8 protein-coding genes and 1 tRNA gene are annotated in these 11,847 nt (G+C 43.0%); 6 read left to right on the forward strand and 3 right to left on the reverse strand.

Annotated elements, in window-relative coordinates:
- The first annotated feature begins 667 nt into the window (after positions 1-667).
- The gene (gspB, locus tag HEP82_RS14745; RefSeq protein ID WP_243061614.1) at positions 668-1,249 is read left to right on the forward strand and encodes a type II secretion system assembly factor GspB; all 582 of its coding nucleotides are present in this window, start codon (positions 668-670) and stop codon (positions 1,247-1,249) included.
- A 44-nt stretch (positions 1,250-1,293) separates the two neighbouring features.
- On the opposite strand, the gene outS is transcribed toward gspB, so the two are convergent.
- Positions 1,294-1,701, reverse strand: coding sequence for a GspS family T2SS pilot lipoprotein variant OutS (gene outS, locus HEP82_RS14750; protein ID WP_192458770.1), 408 nt, complete (start codon positions 1,699-1,701; stop codon positions 1,294-1,296).
- 320 nt (positions 1,702-2,021) lie between these two features.
- Positions 2,022-3,257, reverse strand: coding sequence for an alanine transaminase (alaC, locus tag HEP82_RS14755; protein ID WP_192458771.1), 1,236 nt, complete (start codon positions 3,255-3,257; stop codon positions 2,022-2,024).
- Between the two features lie 369 nt (positions 3,258-3,626).
- Here alaC and HEP82_RS14760 point away from each other — a divergent pair, with 369 nt between their 5' ends.
- The 5 genes from HEP82_RS14760 (at position 3,627) to HEP82_RS14780 (ending at position 9,833) form a co-directional block, all read left to right on the forward strand.
- Positions 3,627-4,490 carry a D-amino-acid transaminase gene (locus tag HEP82_RS14760; RefSeq protein ID WP_192458772.1) on the forward strand — a complete coding sequence of 288 codons (864 nt, stop codon included), beginning with the start codon at positions 3,627-3,629 and terminating at the stop codon, positions 4,488-4,490.
- Between the two features lie 203 nt (positions 4,491-4,693).
- Positions 4,694-4,770, forward strand: a tRNA-Arg gene (locus HEP82_RS14765).
- Between the two features lie 177 nt (positions 4,771-4,947).
- Complete coding sequence (locus HEP82_RS14770; RefSeq protein WP_192458773.1) at positions 4,948-6,162, forward strand: tyrosine-type recombinase/integrase; 1,215 nt, start codon at positions 4,948-4,950, stop codon at positions 6,160-6,162.
- 343 nt (positions 6,163-6,505) lie between these two features.
- The gene (locus HEP82_RS14775; RefSeq protein ID WP_192458774.1) at positions 6,506-8,206 is read left to right on the forward strand and encodes an ATP-dependent nuclease; all 1,701 of its coding nucleotides are present in this window, start codon (positions 6,506-6,508) and stop codon (positions 8,204-8,206) included.
- Position 8,207: 1 nt separating this feature from the next.
- Positions 8,208-9,833 (forward strand): UvrD-helicase domain-containing protein, encoded by a 1,626-nt coding sequence (locus tag HEP82_RS14780; protein WP_192458775.1) that lies wholly within the window; start codon positions 8,208-8,210, stop codon positions 9,831-9,833.
- Between the two features lie 345 nt (positions 9,834-10,178).
- Here HEP82_RS14780 and HEP82_RS14785 read toward each other — a convergent pair.
- Positions 10,179-11,847: amidohydrolase family protein (locus tag HEP82_RS14785; RefSeq protein ID WP_192458776.1), on the reverse strand; the 1,669-nt coding region annotated here is incomplete at its 5' end.

The raw sequence follows: 11,847 nt of genomic DNA on the forward strand, positions 1-11,847 counted from the left end.
TCAATTCACTCAATTGCGCTATCGCTCTATTATCTGATATTCAGGATATGCGAAACACATTACAAAACCCGAACGGGTTATAACACTTATTAAACAATCCTGTTCTCGTTATCCGACCGAAAGAGTTATATTTATTCACGTAGAGATAATCTTGATAAAAAACAGAACTCGAATAGACTCCGTCATGTTTGTATGAGTATTTAAAAGACGGCAATCCCGACAAACAAACCGCCAACATCAAAATGAGCGATTCCAATGACTTTTTGTCGCTTCTCCCGATGGCTACACGGGATAATTCAGCATGACAATGACTCCCAAGCTCCTTTGCCTCCGGTGCATCCATACATCGTATTCACGCATCTTAATGCGCCGTGAAAACACCCTAAATTCCCGATCAGGGGCACAATTCACACAAACAGAAACAATGACACCATAAGACTAAAACATCGTTTCATTAAAACACATCCCGTTATTTTTTTTGCGACCAGGCTCAAAATTTTATTTGCCCTGATTTTCAGATACGGGAAATCTTGCCGAAATGGCAGACGGGTCACATAAATAAGATGAATGACTGCCAGCAGGGCCTTATTTTCTGAAAAATAGCAGGTTCAGGTCATGGATGCCGCTCCTCCGGGTAAACCGAGAGAGCCAACGTTTTGAGGTCAACGTGAATAATACATCGGAAGTCAAAACCCCAGCCCAGGGCGAAACGTCTTCAGGCTATCGAATTCCAGGCTCTCTATTGGTTGTCTATGCCTGTCTGATTTTCTTTTTAGGCTGGTTTGGCCATCAGCGCTGGGCGGAATTCAGCCCCCCGACAGCCCATCTGCCGGCAGCCGCTATCGTTGCCGCGTCGCCAGTCCGGGCACAGATTCAGGAGCAAGCACAGCCCAATATCGCCGCAGAGCAAACCGCTTCCCCTTCAGTCCCCCCTGCTGTGGCAACAGAAACGGCGCCGCCGCCGGATAAAAAACCGGTCATCGGCTGGCAAACCGCTAAACCTGGAGAATTGCCTTTTATCGCGTTCAGCGCCCACGTTTACACATCGGATCCGACAAAACGCAGCGTGACACTCAATGGTACGCTTTATCGTGAAGGCGATACGCCCTACAAAGGGCTAATTATTGAACAAATTCAACAGGATGTGTTGATTTTCAGTTTCAACGGCGAGCCGTTCGTTCTGGACTCTTTGCAAGACTGGCCTGGAGGGAAACCAGATTCGGATATGATTGAAGGCGATTCACAGTAGTCATAATACCGGCCATAAATGCTTGACGGCCGGCTTTTTGCCAATCAGCGGCTGCGCATCGCATCAATGAAGGGCGCCATTGAGCGGTTAAAGGCGGAACATTGGGCGGTTTTCGGCGTACCATCTTTCAAAAGGCCTTGATAAAGCGTTTCGCTGGTCTGAGGCAACGTGGAATAGCGGCTGGTATCCCATCCTTTCTGACCCGCGACTTTCACCGCCGTTTTCAGGATCGCCGCGTCATCAGGCAAATCACTGCGTTCACACTGAATCCGCAGGTATTTACTGGCGGCGACCAACGACGCCAACTGGTTAATCTGTTCGTTAACCGGCACAACAGCAGCCCGGGATGCTGATGGCTTTGACGGCGTTTTTTCGGGCGCAGTCCCCTGACACCCAGCCAGACCCAGACAACATACTCCAAGTAACACCGCTTTTATTGAGAATAAACGCATGACTCGACTCGTCTTATTAATGAAGTTCCATCTTAAGGGGCATTAGCAAATCACTCTCCGTCTATCACGACAAGGCGTGATAGGAGACAGCGTGATCAAGTCAGCAGAAAAACGTGCTGCAGTTAATACACCCGCCCAACACCGGACAACCCTACAACAATAGGATGAATAACAACAGGGTGAAGTTCCGGTAAGAAAACTTCACCCTGCAATACATAAAAATAGTTATATCAAGCGCTCACACGTTACTCATGACTGGTCAGTTAAGCATCTGCGCAACCGGAGCGGACATCAATGACATGATCCACGCTTGATCGTATTTATTCTGGTTTATGTGCCGTTTTAGCCGCGCCGGGAAGCACCCCATCCGCCCGGAACATCGCTTTGATGCCCCTTACCGCCTGACGGATCCGATCCTGATTCTCGATCAAAGCAAAACGCACATGCGTATCGCCGTAATCGCCAAAGCCGATCCCAGGAGAGACACAGACCTTCGCCTCGGATAGTAACCGTTTGGCAAATTCCAACGACCCCAGGTGCGCATATTGTTCAGGGATTTTCGCCCATACGTACATGGAGGCTTTCGGTTCATCCACCATCCAGCCGGCTTCATGCAACCCTTTGACCAACACATTACGCCGCTGGCGGTACTGCTCGGCGATATCGCGCACGCATTGCTGATCGCCTTCCAATGCCGCGATCGCCGCCACCTGCAATGGCGTAAACGTCCCGTAATCATGGTAACTTTTGATTCGGGCCAATGCGCTCACCAGCTCTTGGTTGCCAACCATGAAACCGATACGCCATCCCGCCATGTTGTAACTTTTGGACAGCGTGAAAAACTCTACCGCAATATCCTTGGCGCCGGGCACCTGCATGATTGAAGGCGCTTTCCAGCCGTCGTAAACGATATCCGCATACGCCAGATCGTGAACCACCAGAACGCCATACTGTTTAGCCAGCGCCACCACCCGCTCAAAAAAATCCAGTTCAACGCACTGCGCCGTCGGGTTGGAAGGGAATCCCAGAATCATCATTTTCGGCTTGGGAATCGTCTCGCGGATGGCTCGCTCCAGCTCATTGAAGAAATCGCCCCCCTCAACCAGCGGCACAGAACGCACCTGCGCGCCGGCGATAACCGCGCCATAAATGTGAATAGGGTAACTGGGATTCGGCACCAGAACCGTGTCGCCATGATCCAACGTTGCCAGCATCAGATGCGCCAGCCCCTCTTTGGAACCAATGGTGACAATCGCTTCGCTTTCCGGGTCGATATCAACCTGATAACGTTCGGCATACCAATGTGAAATCGCCCGACGAAGACGGGGAATACCGCGAGACGCCGAGTAACCGTGCGTATCTTCCCGCTGCGCCACCGTACAGAGTTTTTCCACAATATGCGGCGGCGTCGGGCCATCGGGGTTGCCCATGCTGAAATCGATAATATCCTCGCCACGGCGGCGGGCGGCCATTTTCAGTTCGGCGGTGATATTAAAAACGTAAGGGGGAAGACGATCGATACGCGAAAAACGACGTGGAGAATTGGAATCAGCCATAACATCCTCAGAATAACGTGAGCGCCCGGACCATCCGAGCGACGCCAGGTCCGGGATCCGAACCTCGATTCACACTATCCGAGTTCGGTTGTGCTGTCGATATGCCGACCGAAATTATTTCCAACTGACGATAAGGTCTTTTTCGCCCTGAATATACTTTCCTGTGACAAGCTGTTGCACCTCACTTTCGTCTTCCGATGGAAACCAGTATCTTTATGCGCGGTTCGACGAGCGGCCGCCTTTGCCCGATTATTCCGACACGCTTCGGCCGACGGTCCGTCTACATCCAGTTTCTTCATGCCTGAACGTTTCCCAATCAAATCGACGCGGCATGGTGTTTTTGCCCGAAATCAGTTAAGGAGTGTTGTCATGCAACGCATGGTTTATGTGGATGGACAGTACCTGCCCGAATCGCAGGCTACTATCTCTGTGTTCGATCGCGGCTTTCTGTTTGCCGACGCCGTTTACGAGGTGACATCGGTCATCAACGGCGGACTGGTGGATCTGGATGCACATCTGGCGCGCCTGCAACGCTCTTGCCGTGAACTCTCACTCACATTGCCGGTGACAATCGATACACTGAAAAATATCCATCTGGCGCTGATAGAAAAAAACGCACTGCATGAAGGTTCTATTTATCTGCAGTTGAGCCGTGGTAATGCCGGCGATCGCGATTTTCATTATCCGCCAGCCGATGTGAAACCTACGTTGGTGCTCTTTACTCAGGCGCGTCCGATTATTGCTCATCCAAAGGCTGAGATTGGCCTGACGGTCATCACTAGCCCGGATATTCGCTGGCAACGCCGCGATATCAAAACCGTTAGCCTGCTGGCCGCCTGTATGGCCAAAGAGTTAGCGCATGCGCAACAGGCCGATGACGCATTGCTGGTGGAGAATGGGTTTATCACGGAAGGAACATCAAGCAACTGTTATATCGTCACCGACGATAATACGGTTATCACTCGCCCGCTTAGCCATGCTCTGCTGCCGGGTATCACCCGCCAGTCGTTGCTTGCACTGGCGCAACAAGACAACATTCATGTGGAAGAACGGCCTTTCACACCGGAAGACGCCTATCAAGCGCGAGAAATCTTCATCACGTCGGCAACCTCTTTCGTGCTGCCGGTCGTGAAACTCGACGACCACATTATCGGCGATGGAAAGCCAGGGCCCATCACCCGCCGGCTCCGTGAAATTTATATCGACATGGCTCAAACCCAGACTCGCACCTGATACCATCAGGAGGCCCGTACCCACCATGCACAGTACGGGCCTCCCCTTTTTCGCCAGGACGTATTCCCTTCGATTGCAATCATCCCCACCGCCACTGCTCAGGGATTGCCCGACTGACATGAAAGCGGCCTCAATTCGTTGACTCACTGGGGAGGGTCGGTATAATCCAGCGCACTGTCGTATTCCAACCGGCATTTGTGCATGCGCCCTTAGCTCAGTTGGATAGAGCAACGGCCTTCTAAGCCGTAGGTCACAGGTTCGAACCCTGTAGGGCGTACCATTTTAAGTTCTCCCAGACTCTACCGAATTCAACAAAACCCCGTTATATTCATTGATACTACTAGGATTTTCTGTCGCTGAGCTCTACCAAGGTCAACCCAGCATACCGGAAATCAAGTTGATGTTGGGGGCCTCTATGGGGGCTCTTCTTGTTCAATGACTATTAGGGGCCCCCACCATGCCACTTAATGCTCGACAGATAGAAACCGCCAAGCCACAAGACAAAGAATACAAACTCACTGACGGCGCAGGCCTTTATCTTCTGATAAAGCCGAATGGAGCCAAATATTGGCGCTTGAAGTACCGCGTTGCAGGTAAAGAGAAAAAATTATCTATCGGTGTTTATCCTGATATCTCGCTGGCAGAGGCTCGCCTAAAACGCGAAGAAGCTCGCAAAATCGTCGCTTCTGGTGGCGATCCTAGTGAACAAAAGCAGGTCGAAAGACAAGCTAAGAAAATCAACATCGATAACACCTTCAAAGCCATCGCTCTCGAATGGCATGAATATAAGCGCCCTAACTGGTCGAAGGGGTACGCTGAAGACCTGATGGAAGCGTTTGAAAACGATATTTTCCCTGATATCGGTAAACGTCCTGTCGCTGAAGTTAAGCCGCTGGAGATGCTAACCACGCTGCGCAAACTGGAAAAACGTGGCGTACTCGACAAGTTGCGTAAGATTCGCCAAGCCTGTAATCAGGTGTTCCGTTATGCGATTGTCACTGGCCGGGCGGAAAACAACCCAGCATCAGAACTGGCAAGCGCCCTTCCCCCACCCAAAGCCACGCACTACCCTCACCTGTTGCCTGATGAACTGCCGGATTTTCTACGTGCGTTATCAACTTATTCGGGGAGCAAGGTCACACAACTGGCAACACGCATTCTGATGCTTACCGGCGTTCGCACTATCGAATTACGACAAGCAGAATGGAAAGAGTTTGATTTTGAAAAAGGGCTCTGGGAAGTACCGAAAGAACGCATGAAAATGCGCCGCCCTCACCTCGTTCCCCTTTCCAATCACGTTATCGATGCATTGCAACAGCTCTACGCCGTTACCGGACGCTACAATCTGGTTTTCCCTGGACGTAACGACATCACCAAACCGATGAGTGAAGCCAGTATTAATCAGGTACTGAAACGGATTGGTTATCACGGTAAAGCGACAGGACACGGCTTTCGCCACACGATGAGCACCATACTACACGAACAAGGCTATAACACTGCCTGGATCGAATTGCAGCTTGCTCATGTGGACAAAAACACCATTCGTGGAACGTATAACCATGCGCAGTATTTAGAGCAACGGAGAGGTATGTTGCAGTGGTATGGGGATTTTGTTGATGGGCTGGAGCATGGGGATGTGAAGAAGGTTGTGGTGATGGGGAAACGAAGGTAGGCACAAAAACGATTGGCCGGAATTGTTCCGGCTTTTACATTTATCCGTGTGTCCACTATTCGCGGGTAGGATCACTCTTCCATCTCCCTTAGCAGCAACACGATACCCAAGCGGGTTTCATCGGATAGTTTTTTGAAATTTTTAACCATATGATTTTTATGAAATTAATTAAATTATTTCCTTGAAAAACATACCGATAACCATATATTAAAAACCATATCAGGCTCTTTTTTCACCAAATCAACTAATAGACTTGTCGTAAAAAATGAGGAAAAATCAGTTGCATACTTTATGCCATACCTCATCATGATTAATGTTTTTTACTTTAAAGAGGGATTTTAAATTGGAAATTTCATCTCTGAAACTAAAGGGTTTTAGAAACTTTAAAGATGCACACATCAACTTTAATTCAAATACTCTAATTATTGGTGCTAATGATGTTGGCAAAAGCAACATGCTGCATTCTCTAAGAATGCTATTAGATAAAAGTGTTTCAGAATCCGAAATTGAACCAAATGAACTCGATTTCCATTTAGAAAATGGCACATCTTGTGATGAAATTGAAATTATCATTCATTTTAAAGATATAAATGAAGATGCAGTGCTTTCAATTTTAAAAGGAAATGTCAGTGACTCAGGCGAATCATTCATTAAATATGTTGCTCTAAAATCAGATCTCAGCTATAAACTCTTTATTGGAGATTCTTTAGAGTCCTTACAAGAAATAAATTCTCGCTACTATCTTAAATTCGTCAATTTAAAGTATATTCAATCACAACGAGATTTAGAAAGATTTATCCGTAAAGAAAAAAAACAACTTTTGAAAATTGCACAACAATCTTTAAACTCAAACGAAAGAGAAGAAGATGACGATTTGTTAGTAGAGATAGGTTCAGATCTACAATTAATTAACGATAAGATATCACAACTTATATATGTTGATAGAGCAACAAAAGATATCAATGATGAGCTAAAAAAACTTGCACATCATTATTCAGAATATTCCGTACAACTAGATGCTGGAGCAGTCGGAATAAATGAGTTTATTGATAACTTACAACTTGGAGCTAATGCGAATGGTTCTAACGTTATGCTTGGAGGAGATGGACGGAATAATCAAATATTATTAGCATTATGGAAATCGAAAAGTATCAAGGAACATGATATAGATAACGAAGTAATTTTTTATGTTATCGAAGAACCTGAAGCACACTTGCACCCCCACCAACAAAGAAAACTGGCCGATTATTTAATAACTGAACTTCCGGGTCAAACGTTCATATCATCCCACTCACCCCAAATTGCTGTAAATTTTGAACCAGACTCAGTAATTAGATTGTTTGATAAGGCAGGACACACTGTGGCCGCAAGTGAAGGATGCTCAAAAGGTATTGCAGATGGTTGGGAAGGGATGAGCTATCGAATGAGTATATTACCAGCAGAATCCTTTTTTTCGAATGGTGTTTTCTTAGTTGAAGGCCCATCAGAAATTTTGTTTTTCCATTCTTTAGCAGACAGTTTAAGTATCGATCTGGATTATTTTAACATCTCGATAATTTCAGTTGATGGAATTTCATTTAAAATATATGTGACTATTCTTGATGCTTTAGAAATCCCATGGGTAATGCGAACTGATAACGATATCTCCAAACTAAAAGATCAAGACAAATGGCAATATTCAGGTATAAATAGGTGCTTAGATATAGCAGGTATAGAAAAATTTGAACATAGTGATACACGCATAACATCTAAAGACACACTGACCAACGGGGATTGGGAAACCGTTTCTGATGAAATAAATAAATCTGGAGTATATTTATCAAAAATTGATTTAGAAACGGATCTAGTAGAAGAATTGAGCACTTCAATATTAAGTGCTTTAGGTAAAAAGAGCAACCAAAGTGCAATAGAATATTTACAGAAGAAAAAAGCATTAAGAATGCGTATACTGCTTAAAAAAATAAAAGCAGACCTTCACAACATTAATTCTGGCAATTTAGTTAAACCATTAAAAAAACTTGTAGAAATAATTAAGGGCGAATGAAATGAGCAAGTTCTCACCAACACTTCAGCAAATATTAGCCATTGACTATACTGGAAGTATGGTAATAACAGCATGCCCGGGAAGTGGTAAAACGACGGTTATAAAAGAAAAAATTATAAATATTACCTCCTGCCTTCCAAAGCATAAAGGAGTCATTGCAATTACATTCACAAAGAAAGCAAGCTCAGAATTAGAAAGTAGATGCAAGGCGGATGCACACAATACAAAAAATAGTTTTTTTGGCACAATTGATAGTTTTTGCTTAAAGGAAATAATTATACCTTTTCTTTCAAGAGTATGGGGCGGAATACCTACCGAATGCAAAGTCCTAAAAAAATTAGATTTGCCATATAGTCATTTTATAGAAAACAACTTTTCCGGGACACCCTCTGTTATTAATATCAATGAAGATCCTGGGTATAAAAAGTTATACGATGAAGGCATACTGTGGATGGGATCATTTTCAGCCTTAGCACTAAAAATAATTAATGAATCGTCAGCAGCAAGGCGATATATTAAAGCAAGATATAGTCATCTATTCATAGATGAATATCAAGACTCATCCTTACCCCAGCATCAACTATTTCTAAAAATAAATGAACTTGGCTTACACTCTATTGCCGTTGGTGATGTTTGGCAATCAATATATGAATTTAGAGGTGGAAACTCAGAACTTCTTTTAGAATTGGTAAAAAATACAAAATGCTTTAAACATTTCGAGATAAATTTTAATCATAGATGTCATCCTTCAATAGGAAATTATGCTTCGAGATTGCTTGACCCAACCTATAACTTACTACCAACCGATGAAATAAGAATTTATCGGAGACGACTGAGTGGAAATCTTAAAGATGTTGCCATCACGATCTCACCCTGGATTTCAAAATGGTTAAATAGTGGAGAATGGAAATTGAAAAAAGCAAGTCAAATAGCAATTTTTGCAAGAAAAGAGAAGTCGTTGTTATTATTTTGTTCTGGATTGGACTCAAACTTCAGGCTTTATATTGATACTCCTCTCGATAAAATTGGTACTGGTTGTTCAGATCTATATAAAGATCTTTTAGCGTACAAGTATAAAGCTATAAGTACAGCCCAGGAATTAATTAATAAAGTTTTTGATGGAGTTATCATAAATGATAATACTCGGTTGTTACTAAGAAAAAAAATAAAAATGATTAGAGAAGTATTGAACCATGAAGATTTGATCTGTAAATTTCATGAAATCGCAGATACTCTAGGAATAACAGCCTCGGAACATGATGACAGCGCTCTAATAAAAACAATATCTGACGACATTTTAATCAATCAATTTAAGCCATTAGATGATAGCGAGATACAAGTAATGACGCTTCATAAATCGAAAGGATTGGAATTCAAAATAGTATTTCATTTAGATCTAGATGAATGGTCTTTTCCATATAGAGAATATAATAGCGAAGACAGGAATACACCTCTATACCCAACGCTTCAACAAGAGCTAAACCTCCACTACGTTGGTATAACCAGAGCTGAAAATTGCTGCATTCTTATTAATGCATCCCTTAGACAGAATGCGTCTGGATACTTTAACAATACAGATGAATCCTATTTTTTCAAATTATCACAGTTAAATGGGCTATATAGTTAAGAACAATGAGTATCTATAAAAGAGGCATGAATTAAAAATACCTCCTCCATTTTCACTACTCAATATCTTGACCTTCCACCCGTCGTCTATGCGAGGCAGAAACAGGCCAGAGAGTCTGACTGGGAGTTATCGTAGGTTAGCACTGGAGTTATCGATATAATAAGTTATACGCACAAATTATCAGATAAAAACCCATGCATTTATTTAATCAACCTCAGAGTTATCTATCAATATATAAATTAACATTACTGAAACTTCCATTTAGTTATATCAAAAAAAATTCAGTCTTAGTCATATAGCTAAGACTGAATAGTGATGTTTTTAAATAAAAAATATGTATTAAATTCAACCTATTCTAAAATCATGAAAACGATACTCTCTACCTCTTTCATTAAGTTCTGAAATGTAATGTAATGCTTTTTTATCGCTCAACCCTAAACCTTGCAGAACAGCATATAACTGATAGAATTCACCTGCTAGATCACCAGCAAAAATCCCGGGGTCATCTGAACCAAGTGTAACCATTATTTCTGGATCACCAGGGTGTGCATAATCTGGTAATCCCATCCATCTAAATACATGATGCTCATCAAAACTTTCATACTGGCTGATTCGAACATTGCTTGAGGGTAATGTTTCAATAAGAACTCTTCTGTCCTTGACAACCTTCATTAATGCCTGCTGTACTTTTATATATTCAGCTGCCGACAAATACTCTGCATCAACAAAAGTGAGTTGACTCCCTCGCAAACGTATCTCGGGGTCACTAAGCCATTTCCATAAAAGATCGCAGTCCTTGAAATTGGCATTGACAGCCTCATCAACCCTTAGTGCTTCCGCCATTTCTATATCACTCAGTGGAGTGATGGAATTTACAGTTTTTGGCGGTTCAGAGTTGTTTATATTCGCAGGAATAGACGTGAAGATCTTTGCAAGGAATTCAATATTAAGCCCTCTAAGCTTCATTATTCGCTCTAATGTTACACTATTTATTTGCAGGCCAAATAATTCAGACCCCAATTCGGTCAATTCAGCTTCCAATTTATAGGCTAACCCTGTTTCTCCTATCATTTTTAGAAGGCGCCAAGTGGAAAGTAAATCAAGTAACCAGTCATCTTTACGTATATATACTCCTCCAGGCATTCGCTTTAACCATAGTTCGGGAGATATACCCATTGCAGTACCATGGCCAATACGATCTCCTTCACATAAGCCAAGTAATTCTAATGCATCAAACATAGCCCGAATACCTGATAATATGTGATGGAAATCCTCCCCTGCATGGTAACTGCGATGCGTAATCCCTGAATGACGGCACATACGATACACGCTTGCAAAAACCTCCGGTGGTGCATCTAGTTCGTTTGCGGCAGCATCAATGCCTCTCAGCCATAATTTTAAGGATGGGTAGTATTCAAGTGTATTTTTAAGAGTATAAGCTTGCTTGGTAAGTTTAGTACGCAAAGTATAATGTCGGTAGGGTATGTCAACCCGAGTTTCAGGGAGTTTTACAAAGTGGGCAACAAGTGCTAATTTTAAATAACGCCCCTTTATAAAGGGTGGGTTTGTAATATTTTTTTCAAATTCCCCTAGCAATAAAGTCAGATCACTTGCAGGATCAGTATTGTACAAATATCTCCAGTACCCACTTAAAATATTATAGAGAATCGAAACATTCTTAACTTCTTCATCCTTAGGAGCAAACCGACCCTCCAGATAAACAACTCGACTATGATTTGGTAATGAACCATGCATATTTTGGAAGCGTTCTAAATAATCTTTTTCAATGGGTTCTCGTAAATTTGTCCAAGTGATTTTTTGGAATTGATCAAAACCATATTGCTCTTCATTTTGGACAAGTAATCTATAATAGAGGTTTTGTAAGATTAAATAGCAATGAAACATATTCGTCAAAGAAACTGAAGGTCTGGAATCCAGTCTTTTTAATAGAAGGAAAATCCAGTATCTTTCTGAAACTATGTTATCATTATCATAAAGAATAAATGTATTATAC

This window comes from Musicola keenii, assembly GCF_014855505.1.
GTDB classification, from domain to species: Bacteria; Pseudomonadota; Gammaproteobacteria; order Enterobacterales; family Enterobacteriaceae; genus Musicola; species Musicola paradisiaca.

Bases quoted from the DNA above. Each gene is read 5' to 3' on its own strand.
- HEP82_RS14770 (WP_192458773.1), top strand. From the start codon at position 4,948: ATGCCACTTAATGCTCGACAGATAGAAACCGCCAAGCCACAAGACAAA.
- outS (WP_192458770.1), bottom strand. From the start codon at position 1,701: ATGCGTTTATTCTCAATAAAAGCGGTGTTACTTGGAGTATGTTGTCTG.
- HEP82_RS14780 (WP_192458775.1), top strand. From the start codon at position 8,208: ATGAGCAAGTTCTCACCAACACTTCAGCAAATATTAGCCATTGACTAT.
- HEP82_RS14760 (WP_192458772.1), top strand. From the start codon at position 3,627: ATGCAACGCATGGTTTATGTGGATGGACAGTACCTGCCCGAATCGCAG.
- alaC (WP_192458771.1), bottom strand. From the start codon at position 3,257: ATGGCTGATTCCAATTCTCCACGTCGTTTTTCGCGTATCGATCGTCTT.